At 63.8% G+C, this 19,805-nt stretch carries 23 protein-coding genes; 17 read left to right on the top strand and 6 right to left on the bottom strand.

The features are described 5' to 3' along the window. Positions 1-30: 30 nt before the first annotated feature. Genes IPP68_06600 through IPP68_06585 form a run of 4 tightly spaced genes read left to right on the top strand, consistent with a single transcriptional unit; the run spans position 31 to position 2,648 of the window. Positions 31-594 carry a hypothetical protein gene (locus IPP68_06600; GenBank protein MBL0350026.1) on the top strand — a complete coding sequence of 188 codons (564 nt, stop codon included), beginning with the start codon at positions 31-33 and terminating at the stop codon, positions 592-594. 13 nt (positions 595-607) lie between these two features. Further along, positions 608-976 (top strand): response regulator, encoded by a 369-nt coding sequence (locus IPP68_06595; protein MBL0350025.1) that lies wholly within the window; start codon positions 608-610, stop codon positions 974-976. 12 nt (positions 977-988) lie between these two features. Then, positions 989-2,347, top strand: coding sequence for an FAD-dependent monooxygenase (locus IPP68_06590; protein ID MBL0350024.1), 1,359 nt, complete (start codon positions 989-991; stop codon positions 2,345-2,347). Positions 2,348-2,366: 19 nt separating this feature from the next. Continuing rightward, the gene (locus tag IPP68_06585) at positions 2,367-2,648 is read left to right on the top strand and encodes a 4Fe-4S dicluster domain-containing protein (protein ID MBL0350023.1); all 282 of its coding nucleotides are present in this window, start codon (positions 2,367-2,369) and stop codon (positions 2,646-2,648) included. Positions 2,649-2,729: 81 nt separating this feature from the next. Here the strand turns inward: IPP68_06585 and IPP68_06580 are convergent, their stop codons facing one another. Then, positions 2,730-3,677 carry a VWA domain-containing protein gene (locus tag IPP68_06580; GenBank protein ID MBL0350022.1) on the bottom strand — a complete coding sequence of 316 codons (948 nt, stop codon included), beginning with the start codon at positions 3,675-3,677 and terminating at the stop codon, positions 2,730-2,732. Beyond that, positions 3,674-4,396 (bottom strand): hypothetical protein, encoded by a 723-nt coding sequence (locus tag IPP68_06575; protein ID MBL0350021.1) that lies wholly within the window; start codon positions 4,394-4,396, stop codon positions 3,674-3,676. Before IPP68_06575 ends, IPP68_06580 begins: the two co-directional genes overlap by 4 nt. 84 nt (positions 4,397-4,480) lie before the next feature. Here IPP68_06575 and IPP68_06570 point away from each other — a divergent pair, with 84 nt between their 5' ends. Genes IPP68_06570 through IPP68_06510 form a run of 13 tightly spaced genes read left to right on the top strand, consistent with a single transcriptional unit; the run spans position 4,481 to position 15,794 of the window. Then, positions 4,481-5,170 carry a cytochrome c gene (locus IPP68_06570; GenBank protein MBL0350020.1) on the top strand — a complete coding sequence of 230 codons (690 nt, stop codon included), beginning with the start codon at positions 4,481-4,483 and terminating at the stop codon, positions 5,168-5,170. Between the two features lie 20 nt (positions 5,171-5,190). Then, positions 5,191-5,991: a hypothetical protein gene (locus tag IPP68_06565; protein MBL0350019.1), complete on the top strand. Its 801-nt coding sequence runs from the start codon at positions 5,191-5,193 to the stop codon at positions 5,989-5,991. A gap of 7 nt (positions 5,992-5,998) precedes the next feature. After that, positions 5,999-7,714, top strand: a complete 1,716-nt coding sequence (locus tag IPP68_06560) for a cbb3-type cytochrome c oxidase subunit I (GenBank protein ID MBL0350018.1) — start codon at positions 5,999-6,001, stop codon at positions 7,712-7,714. After that, on the top strand, positions 7,714-8,301 hold the full coding sequence (locus IPP68_06555) for a heme-copper oxidase subunit III (GenBank protein ID MBL0350017.1): 588 nt from the start codon (positions 7,714-7,716) through the stop codon (positions 8,299-8,301). Before IPP68_06560 ends, IPP68_06555 begins: the two co-directional genes overlap by 1 nt. A gap of 2 nt (positions 8,302-8,303) precedes the next feature. Next, positions 8,304-8,588 carry a cytochrome C oxidase subunit IV family protein gene (locus IPP68_06550; protein ID MBL0350016.1) on the top strand — a complete coding sequence of 95 codons (285 nt, stop codon included), beginning with the start codon at positions 8,304-8,306 and terminating at the stop codon, positions 8,586-8,588. Continuing rightward, complete coding sequence (locus IPP68_06545; GenBank protein MBL0350015.1) at positions 8,585-8,806, top strand: hypothetical protein; 222 nt, start codon at positions 8,585-8,587, stop codon at positions 8,804-8,806. Before IPP68_06550 ends, IPP68_06545 begins: the two co-directional genes overlap by 4 nt. A gap of 23 nt (positions 8,807-8,829) precedes the next feature. Continuing rightward, positions 8,830-10,578: a protoheme IX farnesyltransferase gene (gene cyoE, locus IPP68_06540; protein MBL0350014.1), complete on the top strand. Its 1,749-nt coding sequence runs from the start codon at positions 8,830-8,832 to the stop codon at positions 10,576-10,578. Next, entirely contained in the window at positions 10,578-11,525 is a 948-nt protein-coding gene (locus IPP68_06535; GenBank protein ID MBL0350013.1) for an ABC transporter ATP-binding protein, read from the top strand. Before cyoE ends, IPP68_06535 begins: the two co-directional genes overlap by 1 nt. Positions 11,526-11,572: 47 nt before the next feature. After that, positions 11,573-12,304 carry an ABC transporter permease gene (locus IPP68_06530; GenBank protein MBL0350012.1) on the top strand — a complete coding sequence of 244 codons (732 nt, stop codon included), beginning with the start codon at positions 11,573-11,575 and terminating at the stop codon, positions 12,302-12,304. After that, positions 12,301-12,717, top strand: coding sequence for a DUF420 domain-containing protein (locus tag IPP68_06525; protein MBL0350011.1), 417 nt, complete (start codon positions 12,301-12,303; stop codon positions 12,715-12,717). Before IPP68_06530 ends, IPP68_06525 begins: the two co-directional genes overlap by 4 nt. Next, positions 12,714-13,463, top strand: a complete 750-nt coding sequence (locus IPP68_06520; GenBank protein ID MBL0350010.1) for a hypothetical protein — start codon at positions 12,714-12,716, stop codon at positions 13,461-13,463. The genes IPP68_06525 and IPP68_06520 overlap by 4 nt, the downstream gene beginning before the upstream one ends. Then, on the top strand, positions 13,460-14,599 hold the full coding sequence (gene queG, locus IPP68_06515; GenBank protein MBL0350009.1) for a tRNA epoxyqueuosine(34) reductase QueG: 1,140 nt from the start codon (positions 13,460-13,462) through the stop codon (positions 14,597-14,599). Before IPP68_06520 ends, queG begins: the two co-directional genes overlap by 4 nt. Before the next feature lie 52 nt (positions 14,600-14,651). Continuing rightward, on the top strand, positions 14,652-15,794 hold the full coding sequence (locus IPP68_06510; GenBank protein MBL0350008.1) for an SAM-dependent methyltransferase: 1,143 nt from the start codon (positions 14,652-14,654) through the stop codon (positions 15,792-15,794). Here the strand turns inward: IPP68_06510 and IPP68_06505 are convergent. The 4 genes from IPP68_06505 to IPP68_06490 are packed head-to-tail and all read right to left on the bottom strand — an operon-like array spanning position 15,755 to position 19,771. Further along, on the bottom strand, positions 15,755-16,558 hold the full coding sequence (locus IPP68_06505; protein ID MBL0350007.1) for an alpha/beta fold hydrolase: 804 nt from the start codon (positions 16,556-16,558) through the stop codon (positions 15,755-15,757). The two genes, IPP68_06510 and IPP68_06505, sit on opposite strands and share 40 nt — an antisense overlap. After that, the gene (locus IPP68_06500) at positions 16,549-17,388 is read right to left on the bottom strand and encodes a CHASE domain-containing protein (GenBank protein MBL0350006.1); all 840 of its coding nucleotides are present in this window, start codon (positions 17,386-17,388) and stop codon (positions 16,549-16,551) included. The genes IPP68_06505 and IPP68_06500 overlap by 10 nt, the downstream gene beginning before the upstream one ends. Continuing rightward, positions 17,385-18,596, bottom strand: a complete 1,212-nt coding sequence (locus IPP68_06495) for a hypothetical protein (GenBank protein ID MBL0350005.1) — start codon at positions 18,594-18,596, stop codon at positions 17,385-17,387. Before IPP68_06495 ends, IPP68_06500 begins: the two co-directional genes overlap by 4 nt. Further along, positions 18,593-19,771 carry an FIST C-terminal domain-containing protein gene (locus IPP68_06490; GenBank protein ID MBL0350004.1) on the bottom strand — a complete coding sequence of 393 codons (1,179 nt, stop codon included), beginning with the start codon at positions 19,769-19,771 and terminating at the stop codon, positions 18,593-18,595. Before IPP68_06490 ends, IPP68_06495 begins: the two co-directional genes overlap by 4 nt. Between the last annotated feature and the right edge of the window lie 34 nt (positions 19,772-19,805).

Raw genomic sequence — 19,805 nt, 5'->3', positions numbered from 1 at the left:
CGACCGCCCATCACGAAAGGTAGGAACCCCATGAAACGCTCAGCCCTTGTTGTCCTTTTGACCCTTTTCGCCGGTTGGGTCCGCGCGGCCGATCCCGCCGCCGAGGCGGAAAAACAAAAAGCTCTGGCCAACCCCTACGCCAACGATTTCGGCCCGGCCGCCGTCGATGTTGCCGCCTACCCCAAGGAACTTCAGGACGCCTACAACAACGTGCTTTTGGTGAAATGCCAAAAGTGCCACACGGCCTCCCGACCGTTGAACTCCCAGTTCTTTGAAGTTCCCGGTAAAAAAGAGGAAAAGGCCGCGAATCTGGCCAAATTGCAGTCCGGCCAAAAGATTCTCTTCTCGAACAAGAACGTTTGGCAGGTGGAAACGGATATCTGGCAACGCTACGTGAAGCGCATGATGTCGAAGCCCGGTTGCGATATTTCGGACGTGGAAGGCAAGGCCGTTTATCGCTTCCTGGTGTACGACAGCGAAAAGCGGAAATCCGGCAAGAACGCCGCCGCTTGGAAAACCCACCGGGAAAAATTGCTGGCCGATTTCAAAGCCAAGTTCCCCGCCCGATACAAGGAGCTCTACGAGGGCCAATAAGCCCTCGACGACCGTGGCCACGATCCTTTTGGCGGAGGACGACGCGGGAACCCGCGAGATCGCCAAGATCGTTTTGGAGCGAAGCGGCCACACCGTGTTGGAAGCGCCCTCGGGCACCGAGGCCTTGGCCGTGTTGAAACGGGAAAAAGTGGACCTGCTTTTGTTGGACATCATGCTCCCCGGGTTGGACGGTCATTCGCTGCTTCTTCTGCTGGCCGACGACGGCCGCCTGAACGCCCTGCCGGTGATGGTCCTTTCGGCCCTGGGGTTCGCCAAAGACATGTTCGCGAAGTTCCCCCAGGTGCAGTCGTTTCTGGAAAAGCCGTTCACGCCCCTGGCGCTGGACGCGGCGGTGGGCCGGCTCGTGCCCCCCGTGGGTTGACGGAGAGATTCGATGGCCGACGAAAAATTTGACGCGATTGTGGTGGGCGCGGGTCCCGCGGGGACCGCGGCGGCCCTCACCATGGCCCGGGCGGGCCTCAGCGTTGTTTTGTTGGAGCGCGGCGAATACCCGGGCGCCAAGAACGTTCAGGGCGCGGTCCTCTACGCCAAAATGCTCGAGGACATCGTCCCCGGGTTTTGGAAAGATCCCCAAAACCCCATGGAACGCCCCATCACCGAACAGCGCATTTGGGTCCTCTCCCCCGATTCCGGCCTTCAGGTCGGATTCAAATCCGACCGATGGCTTCAGGAACCCCACAACTGTTACACGATCATCCGATGCAACTTCGACCGCTGGTTCTCGAAGAAGGCCGAAGAAGCCGGAGCCCAGTTGTTCACCGGCGTGACCGTGCGCGAGGGCCTTAGAAAAGACGGCAAGGTCGTCGGCGTTAAAACCAGCGAGGGCGACGAGCTTTACGCCGACGTGGTGGTGGCGGCCGACGGCGTCAACTCCTTGTTGGCCCAGCAGCTCGGCTTGATGGACGAATGGAAGGCCGACGAAGTGGCCTTGGGGGTCAAGGAAGTGTTGGCCCTCCCCCGGGAAAAGCTGGAAGACCGGTTCAACTTGGAACGGGGCGAAGGCACGACCATCGAGATGTTTGGGGACATTACCCAGGGCATGCTCGGCTACGCTTTTCTCTACACCAACAAGGAGAGCATCTCCTTCGGCGTCGGCGCCAAGCTCTCCCACCTCCAGAAAACCGGCATCCGTCCGCCCGATTTGCTCGAAGCCGCCAAAAACCACCCCCTGGTCCGCCGGGTGCTGCGGGACGCCAAACCCCTGGAATACTCGGCCCACTTGATCCCAGAAGGGGGGTACAACTCGATGCCGCCCCTCTACGCCGACGGTTTTCTCATCGCCGGCGACGCGGCCCAGATGGTCAATCCTTCCCACCGGGAAGGGTCCAATCTGGCCATGGCCGCCGGACGCATGGCGGGGGAAACGGTCATCGAGGCCAAAGCCGCGGGCGATTTTTCCTCCAAAACCCTTTCGAATTATCAGAAGAAACTGCGGGACTCCTTCGTGATCCCGGATCTATACGATCATCGTAACCTCGAGACCGAAATCGAAAAACACCTGGATTTTGTGGCGGAAGCGCCGACCCTCCTGGCCCAGTCGGCGATGGATTATTTCGCCGTCGACGGACGGCCCCGGCGGGACGTGCAAGCCGCCATCATCAAGCGGGCGCTCCGCAACAAGGGCGTGAAAAGCCTCATCGCTTCCGAAATGAACTGGGGCAACGCGTACAACCTTTTGAAAATGGGCCTCAAAGCGGGCCTCAAATTCCGCAAACTGACCCACGAGAACTAAAATGACCGACCTTCCCAAGATCAACGTCGACGAAAAGCTCGGAACCCTGACATACAAGGCCGACCACCACCCCCACATTTCGATCAAAGCCGCCGACCCCTGCGCCCAAAAGTGCGACAGCAAGCCCTGCACGACGGTCTGCCCCGCCCAGGTCTACCGGTGGGAAGGCGACCAGAAGAAGATCATCGTCTCCTTTGAAAACTGCATCGAATGCGGCGCCTGCCGCATGCTCTGCCCCTTCGACAACATCGACTGCCATTGGCCCCGGGGCGGGTTCGGGGTCCAATACAAATACGGCTGACCGCGTCTTTCGGCTTTCAATAAAAAAACCCGCCCCACGCTGTTCGTGGGACGGGTTTTTAGTTTAAAGGGGGAAAGGCGTTTAGAGGAAATCCACCAAGTCGGCCCGATCCGTGAAAGAGCCGTAGTTGATATAAATGCTGTAGGTGGCGCTCCCTTGGCTGTTTTTGCTCCGAAAACTGAGGGCGTAGATGTCGTCGAACAACCCCGACGTCAAAATGGTGTTGAAAGCTGTTTGGAGCTCCAACGCCGTGGTTCCGCTCAACAGTTGGCCGCCGGTGCTGGTGGCGATGCCGTCCAAAACGGTCGTGTCCGCGATGTCGCCGCCGACCACAATGCCGCAGGCGATCACTCCCGCCGTGGCCAATTTTTCCTGCGCCATGGCGGGGCTGTTGGTGCTGGAGTTGTCGTCGCCGTCCGTCAGAAAGACCAAGAGCCGGAGACCGGTGCCTTTGCTCAATTCCTCGGCGCCCTTGACGATGCCATCGTAGCAGGCGGTGGCGCCGGCCGGCGTGCTGGCGTTGACGGCGGCGATGACGACGCTCTTGTCGCTGGTAAAGCCTTGGACAAAGTTAACCGAATCATCAAATTCAACGTAGGCCGCTTGGTCGTCGGCGCCCAGAGCGTTCAAAAAGGCCGCCGCGGCCTGTTGGGCCAGAGCCAACCGGGTGGACCCGGTGCCGTCGTCAATGGCCATGCTGCCGCTGTGGTCCATGACCAGCATGACGGAAAAGGGATAGCCGGAGGCGGAGCCATAGGCCGCGGGGATCGGCCCCGCTTTGCCGCCCTGGAGGATCTGGAAATTACCGACCGTCAAGTCCGTGATCGCGGCGCCGCCGCTGGTCCTGGGTTGAAGGAGGACCTTGATGTCCGGAAATTGGGTGTTGTCCACGCCGCGCACGGCCAAATTGACGCCGGTGACGCCGCCGCCGGGGGTTCCGACCAGGGGGTTGTTGTCTTTCCTCTTGCAGGCGCCGACGGCCAGGATCGCCAGGGCCAACGCCGAGAGGCGGGAAAGGGACCGGGTCATTGTTCGATCACTTTCGCCGGGAACCAAATGGCCGCCCCGACCTGGTAGGTCAGGTGCGAAGCCCAATAGTTGCCGGCTTGGCGAAAGGTGTGATAGCGAATTTCGGGAACCAAGCGGATGGGTCCGATGGCCGGCAGCATCACGCCGGCCGACCCGGTCACTCCCAGATATTGTTCGGTGGTCTTCACCTTGCCGGTGGCCAGCGTGTCCACCGTCACGGAGTCGAGGTAAACGCCCACCCCCGCGCCCAAATAGGGAATCCATTGGTTGTGTTCGGATTGGCCAAAGTTGGAAAACCGCCAAAGGGCGGTGCCGTTCAATGAATAGAGGTCTTCGGTGATTCCCACCACTTGCGAAGGGACTTGGAGGGGGAAGTAGTCGGCGGAGAGCCGGAAGATCATGTGGTTGTACCAGCGGGGAAATTGGGGTTCCGGAGGGCGCATGTAGAGGTCCAAACCGACGTTGCCCAGGTTCTTATACCCTTTATACCCGTGGAGCAACGAAGTGGATCCGCCGTTGAGCGCGGGGGAAAAATTCCACCCCGAGCCCCGGTCCCGCTCGGCCCAATCGTTCATGTAATCGACGTTGTCGTCCAATTCGGCGCGGGCCGGAACGGCGACGAGGGTCACAAGCGCCAGCAACACGGCCACGCCCGGCGCGGCCGCGGCGAGGCGACGGGTCCGGCGAAGGCCAGCGGCGAAGGATTCTCTTGAGGTCATCGTAAAACCAACATAGCAGATGAATCCGATTTTTTCAAGGCCTCTTGCCGGGGGGGTTGGGAGATTATAGAATCCCCCCTTCAAATGTCACGATTCAGCGGACTCCTGTTTTTGGTGATTTTGGCGGGTTGCGCGGGTTCCAAAGACCCCGTGGCCCGCGGACGGTCTTATTTCGTCGGTCTGGGATGCATCACCTGCCACCGTGTCGGGGACAAAGGCGGCGGGCAAGCCGGGCCCGATCTGACCACCGTGGGTTTCCGGAAAACGCCCGAATGGATCCGCCTCTGGCTCACCAACCCCGCCGCTTGGAAGCCGGGGACGGCCATGCCGAACTTTAAACTGAAGGAAAATGTTCGGGAAGATCTGGTGGCCTACCTGACGTCGCTCAAAGGGGAAATTTACCGGGCCAAGCCCCCCTGGGACGCCCCGGCCGTCAAGGCCGAACCGCTCAAGCGGGGGGAGATGCTCTTCACGCGCGTCGGGTGCGTGGGCTGTCACGGCGAACGCGGCCAGGGCGGGTACCCCAACAACAACGTCGTGGGGGGGAAGATTTTGACCCTCACCTACGCGGCCGACGGGTATTCCAAGGATGAATTGCGCGCCTTGCTCCACAAGGGCCGGGTGTCGCTGCCCGCCGACGCTTCCCTGCCGCCTCCGATGATCCGGATGCCGCCCTGGGGCCAGTATTTGACCGACGACGAGATCAACGATTTGGTGGAATACGTTTTCTCCCTTCGGCCCGCGACCGCCGCAAAGGACGACTGGAGCGAGTAGCGCTCCGGCCCTCCCCGTCCATGGACGAACTGCTTCGCAATTACCGGGTGGGTTTGCCGGTGGCGGCCTCGACCTACGCGGGGCGGGTCGACACCTCGCTCACCGTTCTTCACGTGGGCATGATCGCGATCTTCCTCCTTTGGCTGGCCTTTTTCGTCTATTGTCTTTGGCGGTTTCAGCAAAAGAAGGTGGCCCGGGCGTCCTACCAGGGGTGGAAGGGCCACGCGTCCTCCTTCGTCCCCGACGCCTTGGTCCTCGTGTTCGAATTGTGGCTGATCTTCGTCTTCGGTCTTCCGATTTGGTCCCACATTAAACAGGATTTTCCCGCGGAAGCCGCCTCCAACGTGGTGGGCTTGTCCGCCGAGCAGTTTTCCTGGGGGTTTCATTACCCCGGGCCCGACGGAAAATTGGGCCGACGGGACCCCGCGCGGGTGACGGTGTCCAACCCCCTGGGCCTGGACGACACGGACCCGGCGGCCGACGACGACTTGGTGCTTTACAACGAGCTCCACGTGCCCCTGGGCAAGCCGACGATCCTCCAGATGACGTCCAAAGACGTGATCCACAGCTTTTTCGTTCCGGAATTCCGGGTGAAGCAGGACGTCGTGCCCGGCATGAAAATTCCCTTGTGGTTCGAACCCAACCGGGTCGGCCGCTTTGAAATCGGCTGCGCCCAACTTTGCGGCGCGGGCCATTACGTGATGCGGGGCGAGATCGTGGTGCAGACCCCGGAAGATTACGCCCAGTGGTGGGCCGGCGTTTCCCAGGCCAAAGCCACCGCGAAACCCAAAGTGGTCGCCGCCGGCGACTGGTCGGAGTAAGCCCCCTATGAACGACGAACATCGGCAAAAAAGCTTTTGGCGGACGTACGTTTTCAGCCTGGATCACAAGGTGATCGGGTTGCAATACCTTTTCACGTCCATGGCGTTCCTTCTCCTGGGCTTCGCCTTCATCCTTCTGATGCGCTGGCAATTGGCGTTTCCGGGCCGCCCCCTTCCTTTGATCGGCGGCCTCCTGCCCGACGCCATCGCCCCGGGCGGCGTCATGTTGCCCGCCCTCTACAACCAATTGGGCGCCATGCACGGGACCATCATGATCTTTCTGGGGGTGGTCCCCCTGGGCGTCGGATTCTTTGGCAACTACTTCCTGCCCCTCCAGATCGGGGCCCCCGACATGGCCTTTCCCCGGCTCAACATGAGCAGTTATTGGGTCTACGCCTTGGGCGGCGTCGTGATGCTCCTGAGCTTCGTCCTTCCGGGCGGTCCCGCCCAGTCGGGCTGGACCTCCTACCCGCCGCTTTCGGTCGTCAACCCGGGGCAGACCGTGTGGCTGCTCGGCATGACCTTTCTGATCACGTCCTCCCTGTTGGGGTCCATCAATTTTATCGTCACCACGGTCAACCTGCGGGCGCCGGGCCTCACCTGGAGGCGCCTGCCGCTGTTCGTCTGGGCCCAGCTCATTACGGCCGTCCTTCTTTTGTTCGCGTTCCCGGTGCTTCAATCGGGGGCCATTCTCCAACTCCTGGACCGGGTGGCGGGCACGAGTTTCTACATTCCCATGGGTCTGGTGGTCGGCGGCAAAATGCTGGAGCGGGCGGGCGGCGGCAGTCCGCTCCTGTGGCAGCACCTCTTTTGGTTTCTGGCCCACCCCGAGGTGTACGTCCTGGTGCTTCCGGCCATGGGCATCGTCTCCGAAATCATCGCCGCCAACACCCGCAAACCGCTTTTCGGCTATACGACGATGGTCGGTTCCATGGTTTTCGTCGGCGTGTTCTCTTTTCTCGTCTGGGCCCACCACATGTTCGTGAGCGGCATGAAAACGTCCCTGAGCATGTTCTTCATGACCACCACCATGGTGATTTCCATTCCCTCGGTGGCCATCCTGAGCTGCCTGCTCTTTAGCCTCTGGGGCGGGAAGATCCGTTTCACGGTGCCCATGCTCTTCGCCCTGGCTTTCCTTCCGATGTTCGGCATCGGGGGCCTCACGGGCCTGCCCCTGGGTTTTCTGCCGACCGACATTTATTTGCACGACACCTATTACGTGATCGGCCATTTTCACTACGTGGTGGTCACCGGAACGATCATCGCCCTGATGGCCGGGGTTTATCATTGGTTCCCGAAGATGTTCGGCCGTTTCATGGACGATCGCTTGGGCAAAATCCATTTTTGGGGAACCCTGGTCGGCATGAACGGCATCTTTATGCCGATGTTCATCCAGGGCTTGGCGGGCATGCAGCGACGGCTTTACGATCCGACGGTTCAATCCCACAACCTGACCACCCAGTTCTTGAGCCCCTACCAACTGGCGTCGGCGATCCTGCTGTTGTTGTTTCAATTCCCCTTCCTCTACAACTTCTTTAAATCCATGACGAAGGGCGCCGTCGCCCGGGAAAACCCCTGGGACGCGACGACCCTGGAATGGGCCTGCCCGTCGCCGCCGCCCCACGGCAATTTCACCTCCGTCCCGGCCGCCCATCGGGCGCCCTACGAATACAGCGTTCCGGGTCGCCCCAAGGATTTCTGGCCCCAATGGGAGAAAAACTGATGTCCGAATCCGCCGCGCCCGCCTTTCCGCCGTCGACGCCCATCCCCTCGGGCAAGCTGGGGATGTGGGTGTTTTTGTCCTCGGAAATCATGCTCTTCGGCGCCTTCATCAGCGCCTACATTGTTCTTCGCATGGGCAGCCCCGACTTCGGCGTGCCGTCCGAAGAAATCCTGGGACGGCCCCTGGCCACGATGAACACCTTCCTCCTCATCCTTTCCAGCTTCACCATGGTGCTGGCCCTGGCCGCCATTCAACGGGACGACCGGCGGTCCTTCGCCCGGAACATGATATCCACCCTGGGTCTGGGGGTCCTGTTCCTGTGCGTTAAAATGTTTGAATACCACCACAAGATTTCCGAAGGCCTCACGATCTCCTCCGGTCTCTTCGGTTCCTTCTATTTCACGCTGACCGGACTCCACGCTCTCCACATCATCGGCGGCCTGGTGTTCAACGGCTACATCCTCCGCAACGGCCTTCGCGGCCGCTACAACGCCCAACACCACGAGCGCGTGGAATACGCGGGCCTTTACTGGCATTTTGTGGATTTGGTGTGGGTGATCCTTTTTCCGATGTTCTACCTGGTCTGACGATGGACAACCAAAAATCCCCGGTTCCCCTTTACGCCGCGGTGTTCGGCGGTCTGGCGATTTTGACGGGCGTCACCGTTTTTCTCAGCTACCTCCATTTGTCGCACCGGGTGGCCATCCCCCTGGCCGCCTTGATCGCTCTCACCAAATGCACCCTGATCGCCAGCGTGTTCATGCACCTGAAATGGGAAGGAAAGACGATTCGGGCCCTGTTGTTCACGGGGTTGTTCCTGGTGGCGGTTTTGGTGCTGGCGGTTCTCCCGGACATCGGCGTCGCCCGGCCGTGAAAAAACTCCCGGCGGCGGCGTTGGTTTCGATGATCGCCGTGAACGCCCGGGCCTGCGCGGTCTGTTTCGGGGCGCCCGGGTCGTCGCTCAACCGGGGTTTTTTCTGGGCCATTCTCCTTTTGTTGGTCCTTCCGTTTCTTTTAATGGGTTCGCTGGTGGGCCTGGTGGTGTATCATATCCGCAAAGGCCAGCGCCCCACGCACTCCCTGCCTCAATAAATCCCCGGAGGGGATTCTCGTTCATGTCGATGTCCGAACCGCCCGCCGTTCCGAGCCCTTGGCCCCACCGCTTCGCCTGGGCCCTGGCCGCCGCCACCCTGCTGTTGGTGTTCATCGGGGGGCTGGTCACCAGCACCCATTCGGGATTGACGGTGCCCGATTGGCCGCTGTCCTACGGCCGCTTCATGCCCCCCATGATCGGCGGGATCCTTTTTGAGCACGGGCACCGGCTGGCCGCCGCCTCCGTCGGCCTTTTGACCATCGCCTTGAACCTCGTGTTTTGGAAAAAAGAGCCCCGGGCCTGGGTTCGCCGCGCCGCCAACGCGGCTCTGGGCTTGGTCGTTCTTCAAGGTCTCTTCGGCGGACTCACGGTTCTTCTTCGCCTTCCCAAGGCCGTGTCCATCACCCACGCCTGCCTGGCGCAAACCTTTTTCGGCCTGTCCGTGGCCCTGGTGGTTTGGACGTCCCGGGCTTGGCGCGAACGGTCCCCGTCGGTGGACGGCGACCCGGCGAACGTGGCCCTGCCCCATGTCGCCCTCCTTTTATTTCTGACGTTGTATGCCCAATTGATCCTGGGGGCGGTCGTCCGGCACACGGGGCACGCCGCGGGGCTTCACATCGCCAACGCGGTATTGATTCTTCTGGGGATGGGGTGGGTGTTTCGCCGTCTTTCCCTGGGGGACGGGACCGACCCGCGCCTCTGGCGACTGGCCTCGGTTCTGGCCCTGGCGTATGTCGTTCAAGTGGTTTTGGGAACGGCGACCCTTTTGTCGCTTCTGGTCCCCCAATGGATCGCGAGCCCGGTACGCCCCGTGGTGCTGGCCACAAGCCACGTCATGACGGGGGCGCTCCTGTTGGGTCTTTCGGCGGCCTTGACGCTGTTGTCCTGGCGGGGCCGCCCCGTGGCCCTGGGACGATTTCGCGATTACGTGACGTTGACCAAGCCGGGCATCAGCGCGATGGCCGCGGTCACGGCCTTGGCGGGGTTTTTTCTGGGGTCCGGCGGACGCGTCGGGCCGGCGCGGCTTTTTCACACGGTGGTGGGCACCCTGCTCGTCTCCGGCGGGGCCTGCGCCTTGAACATGCTTCTGGAGCGCGACGTGGACGCCCGAATGCATCGAACCGAAAACCGGCCCCTGCCCGCTCGGCGCTTAAACCCCGGGGAGGCCCTTTTTCTGGGGGCCCTTCTGGCGGTGGCGGGAGTCCTTTATTTTTCGGCCGCGGTCAATTCCCTCACCGCGGTCATCGCCGGATTGACGTTGTGCGTGTATCTCTACGTATACACCCCGCTTAAAAAGATCTCCGCTTTGAACACCCTGTTCGGGGCGGTGGCCGGCGCCCTCCCGCCGGTCATCGGTTGGTCCGCGGCCGCCGGTCGCTTGAATCCCGGGGCCTGGGTCCTCTTCGCCATTTTGTTTTTCTGGCAATACCCCCACTTTTTTTCCCTGGCCTGGCTTTACCGGGCCGATTACGCCCGGGCCGGCCTGGCCATGCTCCCCGCGGTCGAACCCGATGGGGAGACCACGGCCCGCCACATGGTGGTGACGACGCTGGCGCTCACGAGCGTCAGCCTGTTGCCCACCTTCCTGGGATTGGCCGGGACGATTTATTTCGGCGCGGCCTTCGTGATGGGCCTGGGGCTCCTCGGATTGTCCTTCGTTTTCTTCCGCGAGCATTCGGACGTTCGGGCCCGGCGGGTGTTCCTGGCCTCGGTGCTTTACCTGCCGGCGCTCCTGTTGATTTTGGTTCTGGACCGTCGGGGGGCTTTGTGATTCCGGCCGTCCAGGTCAAAGGCCTCCGCCACGAATACAAAAACCCCGGGGGCCCCGCGCGGGTGGCCCTCCAGGGCATCGATTTCGACGTGGCCCCGGGAGAACTCTTCGGCGTTTTGGGTCCCAACGGCGGGGGAAAAACCACCCTCTTCCGCATTCTGTCCACGGCCCTCCGGCCCACCGGGGGCGGCGCCCGGTTGTTCGACACCGACGTGACGGCCGCGCCCGACGCCGCACGTCAGAAAATGGGCGTCGTTTTTCAATCGCCCAGCCTGGACAAAAAATTAACCGTGATGGAAAATCTCCGCCACCAGGGCCGCCTTTACGGCCTGCACGGCGCCGAACTGGCGGAACGGTCGACCGAAATGTTGGGCCATTTGGGTTTGGCCGACCGGGCGGGGGACTTGGTCGAGCGTTTGTCGGGCGGCCTCCAGCGCCGGGCCGAGATCGCCAAAAGCCTATTGCACCGCCCCGCCCTTCTCCTGATGGACGAACCGACCACGGGCTTGGACCCGGGGGCCCGACGGGACGTTTGGACCTATCTGAAAAGTTTGAAGAAAGACGGCGTGACGGTCCTGGTCACCACCCACCTCATGGAAGAGGCCGAGCGGTGCGACCGCCTAATCATTTTGGACCGCGGGCGGATCGCCGCCCTGGGGACCCCCGCGGTGTTGAAAGAGGCGATTCAGGGGGACGTGGTCTGGGTGACCACGGTCTCGCCGGACCTTTTGGCGGCCGGCCTCAAAGAGCGCTTCGGGGTCGACGCGGTGGTTCAAGACGGGTCCGTTCGCTTTGAGCGGGACCGGGCCCACGAATTGATCCCCCAAATCGTCGTCGCCTTCCCCGATCTGGTCGCCGCCGCTTCCGTCGGTAAACCCACCTTGGAAGACGTCTTCGTCCACCACACGGGCCACCGGTTTTGGGCCGAGAACGGGAATCCGTCGTGAGCGCGTCGCGGTTTTGGCTGGCCACCGGGACCTTGGTGGAACGGGAAATGGTCCGCTTTTTCCGTCAACGGAACCGGTTGATCGGCGCCCTGATGACGCCGCTTATGTTTTGGTTCTTTTTGGGCGCGGGGCTGGGCGGCAGCTTCCGCGTGCCCATGGGCGCGGCGGGGGGCGTGAGTTACATGCAGTACTTCCTGCCGGGCACCATGGCCCTGGTGTGTCTGTTCACGGCGATTTTTTCCACCATGTCGGTGATCGACGACCGCCAGGCCGGTTTCCTTCAGGCCGTGCTGGTGTCGCCGGCGCCCCGGGGGGCCGTCGTGGCCGGAAAAATGCTGGGCGGCACCCTGCTGGCCTTTTTCCAAGCGGCGCTTTTTATGGCCCTCCTGCCGATTCTGCACGTTCCCTTGGGATTCGCCGGTTTTCTGATTTCGTCGGCCATGCTGCTTCTGATGTCCTTCGGCCTCACGGGGCTGGGCCTGATCATCGCCTTGAAGACCGATTCGGTCCAGGGGTTCCACGCCATCATGAACCTCTTCCTCATGCCTCTGTGGTTTCTGTCGGGCGCGGTGTTCCCCGCTTCCGGGGCGCCGGGGTGGCTCAAGGTCCTCATGGCGATCAACCCCATGAGCTACAGCGTGGCGGCCCTGCACCGGGGCTTTTTCCCGGACGCGGGCGGGGCGTCTCTCTGGGTGTGCTTCGGCGTCAACGCCCTCTTCGCCGCCTTGACCTTCGGGTTCTCCCTGTCGCTGATTCGCCGCGGCGGAGAGGCGGCGTGACCGCGCCCCTCCTCCCGACCATCAACGCCGGTTTCAACGCCGTCAGCGCCGCTCTCCTCACCGCCGGATTCCTCTTCGTTCGAAAGAAGAACACCGCCGCCCACCGCGCCTGCATGGCCGGGGCCTTGCTAAGTTCCACCCTTTTTCTGATCGGCTATTTGGTCCACCACGCCCGGGTGGGCCATGTGCGGTTTGAAGGCGCGGGTTTTTGGCGCCCGCTCTATTTCCTTCTCCTGATTTCCCACACGGTCCTGGCCGCCGCCGTGGTGCCCCTGGTTTTGACCACCTTGGTTTTGGCAATGCGGGAACGGTTCGACCGCCACCGGGCCTGGGCCCGCTGGACGTGGCCCGTCTGGATGTACGTCTCGGTGACCGGTGTGGCCATATACGTCGCGCTTTACCAATTCCCGTGAAAAAAGAACGGATGTGGATCGTCGGCCACCGGGGCGCCATGGGCCACGCGCCCGAAAACACCCGCGCGTCTTTTGAAACGGCCCTTCGCCTGGGCGCCGACGCCGTGGAGTGCGACGTCCATCGCTCCAAAGACGGGGAAACCATCGTTCTGCACGACGGCACCCTGGATCGAACGACCAGCGGTCGCGGCCCGGTCCGGACGCGTTCCTGGACGCAGCTTCGAAAACTCAACGCCGGGGCCCGGTTCGGCCCCCGGTTCACGAATGAAAGGCTCTGGCGCCTGGGGGATTTGGTTCGCTGGGCCCGTGGGAAAAAGACCCGCGCGGGCCGGCCCTTGAAACTGATCGTTGAAATCAAAAGGTCGCCGGACAGCCCCCGCCGCCTGCCCGGCGCCGTCGTCGAAATCCTCTCCGCGGGCCGGATGCTGGATCGAACCACCGTCATTTCCTTCGACCCCCGGGCGGTCCGGACCGTCAAAAAGTTGTGCCCCGCCCTGCGCACGGGACTTCTTTTTTCCGATCCCCTTCCGGGCCTGGCCCGGCGGATGGCCGCCCTGGGGGCCGACGCCATTTTCCCCAAACACACCTTGATCGATCGCGCCTTGATGGCGACGGCCCGCCGCCACGGATGGTTCGTCGGAACCTGGACGGCCAACGAAACGGCCGAACTTCGGCGGTTGTCCTCCCTGGGCGTCCACGCCGCGGCCACCAACTTCCCCGAACGGGCGCCCCGCCCGCGTTCATGACGGCCCCGGCGTCCGGCCCGGAGGTCAAAGCCCTCGCGGCGGACCTCGGTTTTCCCTTTGCGGCCTTCACCGCCATCCACCCCGCGGCGGACGACGCCGCGTTTTTGGAACGCTGGGTGGCCGAAGGCAAGGCCGCCGGGATGGCCTGGCTGTCCCGGGAACCGGCCCGGCGGGGGAATCCATCGAACCTCCTGGCCGGGGCCCGCACGTTGATCAGCCTGGGCGTCCCCTACGCGGGCGAGGCGCTCCCGCCCCGACCGGCGGAACCGGCCGGCCGGGTGGCCCGGTACGCCTGGGGCCTCGATTACCACGCCGCCATCCAGGACCGGCTGGAAAAATTCCGCGGGGAGCTGGTTCGGCGTTACGGTCCGGGCGTCACGGCCCGTCCCGCCGTGGACATCGAGCCGCTCCTGGAGCGGGCCTTCGCCCGCCGCGCGGGGTTGGGGTTCGTGGGAAAGAACACGAACCTGATCCGCCCGGGGGTGGGATCCTTTTTATTTTTGGCGGACCTCCTCGTCAATTTGGAACTCCCCCCGGACCCATCGGTGCCCCAGGGCTGCGGGGAATGCCGTCACTGCGCCGACGCCTGCCCCACCGGGGCCCTGAACAACGAATACTCCCTGGACGCCCGTCTTTGCATCGCCTACCACACCATCGAGAACCGGGGCCCCATCGAGCGCCGTCTCCGCGCGCGTCTCGGGGAATGGCTCTTCGGTTGCGACCTGTGCCAGGACGCCTGCCCCTACAACGCCCGGGCCCTGGAGGCCCAATGGCCGGAATTTCGCCCCGACCGGGGCCCCGGCGCCTGGCTTTCCCTGCGGGAAGTTTTGGGCCTTCGGACCAACGAGGCTTTTAAGAAAAGGTTTGCCGGCACCTCCCTGCTTCGGGCCAAACGAGCGGGGCTTGTTCGGAACGCCTGCCTGGCGGCCGCCAACGGCGGCTGGGTGCGGGAGTTGATGCCGGAGTTGACCGACGTGTTGAACCGCGACGCCGACCCCGTGGCCCGGGGCCACGCGGCCTGGGCCCTCCGGTCGGGCGGCGCCGCCGCCCGCCGCGCGCTGGACCACGCCGGGCGCGTGGAAACCGACGCCACGGTCCGGGACGAAATCGCCTCGGCGCTCGAGGCGGCCGCGTGAGGGAAGATTTCCTTCGGCCCGGGTCGCAGCCTTTGGGATTCGAGGTCTTCCCTTGATTTCCCTGGACCAAACCGTCCGGGAGGAAATCCGCCGCCGGGGCCGCGTGCCCTTCAGCGAATTCATGGCCTGGGCCCTCACCCACCCCCGGGGCGGCTACTACACCGCGGGTCCCGGCCGAACGGGGCGGTCCGGGGATTTCATCACCAACGTGCAGGTGCCGCTGTACGCCGAACTGTTGGCCCACCAATTTTGCGAGATGTGGGACGCCCTGGGGTCGGAGCGGTTCACCTTGGTGGAACTGGGCGGCAACGACGGCGCCCTGGCCGAGGGGATTTTCCGTGAATTGGAAAGCCGGGGCCGCCATCGATCGGCCTCCCTTCACTTGATCGAGGCGAGCCCCGCCGCCCGGGCCGCCGCCCGCAAGCGGCTGTCCCGCTACCCGCACATTCACCTGCACGCGTCCCTGGACGACCTGGAGCACATCGCCGGGGTGGAAGGCTGCGTGTATTCCAACGAATTTTTCGACGCGCTTCCCGTTCACCGCGTGCGGCAAGTGGGGGATTGTTTGGCGGAGCTTTACGTGACGGAAAAAGACGGGCGTTTGGTGGAGGAGCCCGGTGACCCGTCCACGCCGCGGTTGGCGGCGGCCCTGGCCCAAGGCGGCGTCCAATTGACCGACGGTCAGGAGGGCGAAATTTGCCTGGTGGCCGCGGACACGATGGAGGGGGTGGGACGAATTTTGGCCCGGGGATTTTTGTGGACGGCGGATTACGGCGGGTCGGCGGCCGAGGTGTACGCGCCGCACCGGCCCCGGGGAACCCTGCGGAGTTTTTCAAAACACCGGTTGACCGAGACGCCCCTGGAAGGCATCGGCGAACGGGACATCACGGCCCACGTGGATTTCACCCGGCTGGCGCGCCTGGGCGCGGCGGAGGGATTCCGGCCCTTGGTCTACGCCGATCAGGGCCCGTACTGGATCGCCGCCGGGGAGGCGGTCCTAAAAAAAGCGGTGGAGGATTTGTCGGACGGGGGACGTCGGGGGCGGGAAGTGCGGCAGTTGATCCACCCCGGCGCCTTCGGCGGGGCGTTCCGCGTTTTGGTTCAAGGGAAAAGCGTGGAGGGCATCGCCCTCCGGGCCGAAACCGCGGCCCGACTTCAGCGTTTGGGCGTGGGCGACTTGGTCGTTCGCGGCTGAGCCGTCTTCGTCACGCCCGCGATCCAATCCAACAGCCGTTCTTCCAACTTCCCGTCGAAGAGTTGCGTCCCGTGGTCTCCCCGGGCGGTTCCGCGGTCCAGGGCCGTCCAGCCCACAAACCCCGGCCGCCCTGCCAGGGACAAGAGCCGTTCGGCGCTGGCGTGGGCGTACAAATCCGTTCGGGCCGAAACCAAAAGGGCCGGCACCGGCAATCCGGCCATCACGCCTTCGACATTCAATCCGGCGTATTCGATCCCCGGCGACAGGGCAATCGCCCCGGCGGAGGGGGAGGAGCCCGCGGCCAACAAGCAAACGTTGGCGCCCAGGCTGGCGCCCACCAGGACCCGCTGTCGGGGCGTCACGTTCTTTTGTTTTTCCAAGGCTTCCAGCACCCGGGCCAAGTCCCCGGGCATGGCGTTCCAAAAAGCGGGCGTCCGGTCCCGGCGGCTGTCGTAAGCGATGGTGTCTCCGGCCAGGGTGCTCTGGCTGCGTCCGTGGCCCCGGGCGTCGTAGGCGTAGGCGCCCCAGCCTTTTTTCCGGGCGGCGTCGATCAGGGGCTGCCATTCGGCCCGGGTGCTTCCGAGTCCGTGAAGGCACACGAGGACGGGCGCGTTGGCCGTCCGGGGCGCGGTGAAATCGCCCTGAAGCAGGAGGGGATCCTTCTCCGCCCGTCCGGGCACGGGAACGTCGAAGGGCTCCGCCCCGGCGAGCGAAACCCCCGCCGCCCAAATCAACGCCGCGCAACCCCACTTTTTCAATCCCATTTTCGCCTCCAGGCCAAAGTCAAAACCCCCGCGCCCACGGCCAACTCCCCCATCAGGGCCGCGACCACGAGCGCCAGGGTCGGCGGCGGCGCCGCGGGGTGCAAAACGACCCACCAGATCCGGTCCGCCACCGTCAGCGTGAAATAGGCGTCGTAGGCCGGGGTTCGGGCGCGGTCGGCGTCCCGTAAATTGGAATACAGTTCCTCGCCCCGTCGTTCATCGATGATCATAAACCGGAACCGGGGGCCGAAGAGCGGCGCAATCACCCGCGCGGCGAACCGTGGAATTTGAAGAGCGCCCTCGATCAATCCCCGCCAGGTGTCTCCTTCAAAGATGGGGGCGTAGACCAGCACCCCCGATTCCCCCTGAAGGAGGTCCACCAACCCGGAGGCCGCCGGACCGTGCCGCTCGATGGCCCGGCGGGCCGCGGCCAGCCCCGCGAAATGGGTTTTGAGGTCCAACCCCTCGGCGGCGCGGTTGGCGGCGTACGGAAAGCCCCAGGTGAGGATGAAGTCCCGATTGATGAAATTCAAGGCGGCGAAGGCGGGGTTTTCGGGGAGAACGCGGGCCGCCCGGTCCTCGAAATCCCGTTGTCCGACGGGCGGGGCGTCCCCCAGCTCCTGGGCGAGTTCGCCCAGGTCCCGGGTGTGCCGGTCCAGGAGTTCCTGTAGATTGGCCTGGGCCTGTTGGGACACCCCCGCCGATTGGAGGACAAAGGCGTTCCGCACGGCCCCTTTCAGGTAGCGAACCGTGAGGGCCATGGCGGCGAGGCAGGCGGCGATCCAAAGGGCGCCTACCCCCCGGGCGATGGGGCCGAATTTTTTGTTCAATGTTTTTTTCGGGGGGCTTGGTACGGGTGTTTCAGCAACGCCCGGGCTTTGTCGTGAAGTTCCCACACGTCGCGTCGATCCAAAACGGTGTTGTAGTCGGCCACGGCCAGGTCCCGCCGCCCTCGAAGGTCGTAGGCCATGCCCCGGTGCAGATACGTGAGGGAGATCCAACGGTCCTGTTGATGGTGGTTGGCCAGCACGTCCTCGTAAATGTCCAGGGCGCGCCCCACGTCCCCTTCGATCAGGTAGGAATTTCCCAGGGCGAAGAGCCCCATGTGTTCCCGGCCTTTTCCGTAGTTGCCCTCCGCCCGGCGAATCCGGGCCAAAAAGTCCTGGGCGCCGATCCGAAGGGCCGACCAGTCCCGGGCCTCGTCCAAAATCAATAGTTCGGCAAAATGGAAGAAGGGGCTGTTCGGGAATTCCTTCCGCCCTTCGCGGAGCAACGCCAGAGCCTTGGCGGGGTCTTTTTCGTTGTTGACGTAGAGGTTGACCAGGAAGAGGAGCGCGGCCGTTCGGGAAAAGCGGCCCTTGTCCTTGGCCAGGTTGATCTCCCGAAGCCCCTGGGCTTTGGACCCGCCGAAGATCATCCGGGCGAAAATTTTAACCGCGGCGGGCAGGACCGCCACGTAGTAGTGAAAGATGCCAACGCCCAAGTACGCGTCGTAGAGTTCGGGGTTCGACTTGATGGCTTCGTCCTGGACGTCGAAGGCTTTCTTTCCGCTTTTGTAGGCCGCCAGCCAATGGCCTTGAATGGCGTCCCACCGGCCTTTCAACCCCAGGGCCCCGCCCAGGCACAGGCGGATTTCCCCGGTGGGGTCGCCCTTCTTCAATTGTTTCCGGGCGAAGGCGATGGTCTCGTCGGCCGTGGCGAGGAATTCCTTTTCCAGCACCGGGTTGTCTTCGTCGTAGTCGTTGGTGAGCTCCCACCAGAGGGCGGTGGTCAGCCCGTAGAGGCCGATGGGGTGGTCGGGGAAATCTTGTTTGAGGGTCGCGAAGGCTTTTTTCGAACCGGCGTAGTCCAGGTTGTAGATGCCCCGCAGGCCTTCGTCGATCAGGGCGTCCATGGCCTCCCGGGGGGTGGAGGGCGAGGGGGGCGGGTCTTCCGGAACGGCGGGGGCGGCGACCGGGGTTTTCGGGCCGGGCGACGCGGCGCCGGCCGGGAAGGCCGCGCCGAAGACCAGAAGTATAGCGAGAAGCGTTCGCGTCATGGTTTGGGGCGGAAAAGCCCGAAGCAACTGGTGTAGCCGTGCAGGTAGGTCGTGCCTCCCACGGGCCCGATTTCGCCGTTGCAAAAAAGGCCTCCCAGGGGAACGGGGCCGACTTGCTGTTGGAAAAAACGAGAGTCGTGGTGGGGCCGTCCGTAAAGGGATTGGCCGCGGCCCACGCAGGAAAAAAGGAAAGCCCCGCGGGTCTCGGCCCGGACGGGGCCCACGCGGTCAAAGACCTGCTTCAAATCGTCGGCCGAGGATTGGGCGTCTCTCAAATGGAACTGCACCACCTGGCCCACCCGAAGGGGCGCGCCGATGGCCAGGAGACCCCGTTCGTTGTCGACCCCGATGATGTTCCGCACCAAGAAGTCCCCGGCCACGGGTTCCCCTTTGGTCGAGTTCATGGCGATGCCCAAAAAGAGGGACTGGCGGAGAAGTTGGCGGTCCCGTTCCGGCAGGCTTTGGAACAAATCTTGAAGGGCCTGAAGGGGCGGCTTGCCGTCCAGGGCGGCCAGGACGTTGTCGTTGCATTCGGTGATGTGGAAGGGTTTGCCGATGGGGCGGCACCCCTGGGCCACGACGGTCTCCACTTGAATGTCGCCGGAGAGGGAGACGCCCACCAGCCCGGAGCGCAGGCAGAGGTTGTTGAGGTAAAGGGCGTTTCGCCCGGGTTCGGAAGCGCCCGAGGCCAGACCGCCGATTTTGGCGGACTTGGGGAAGGCGTAGTCCAATCCCAAAATAAAATTGTCGGAGCGGATGGAAAAGGGGTCGGCCAACACGATGAACTGGGGGTCTTCGCCCGCGCGCACGCCGACGATCGATTCCCAGGCCCGGGGGGAGGCGTCCAGATCCGGCAGGTCTTCGTCCTGGACTGAGAAAGGGCGGATGCGCACTTTGGGCAGGCGCGCCGCGACGAGGCTCACGGCGGGGCGGTGCTCCACTTCCTGCCCGTCGCCGATCACGCCGCCGCCGCTCGCCCCGATCAGGGTTTTGGCGGCCAGCCGGTCGGCCAGAAGGAGATGGGCTTCCTCGTAACGCCCGGCGAAATTATCGGAGACGAAGAGGGCGGCGAAATCCACCGGGGATTCGCCCAACTGCGTGCGGACGCCCTCGGCGCATTCCTTGAGCGCCGATTCCAATCGCACCTGCTGGGAGATGGCGGAGGCCCACTTCATGGGGTTTGATGATAACACCTTGGGACCCCGACGG

The sequence above is a fragment of the Elusimicrobiota bacterium genome, assembly GCA_016722575.1.
Classification (GTDB): domain Bacteria; phylum Elusimicrobiota; class Elusimicrobia; order FEN-1173; family FEN-1173; genus JADKIY01.
Note: the sequence above shows the minus strand (reverse complement) of the source record. Positions and strands in the feature narration are given on the sequence as shown.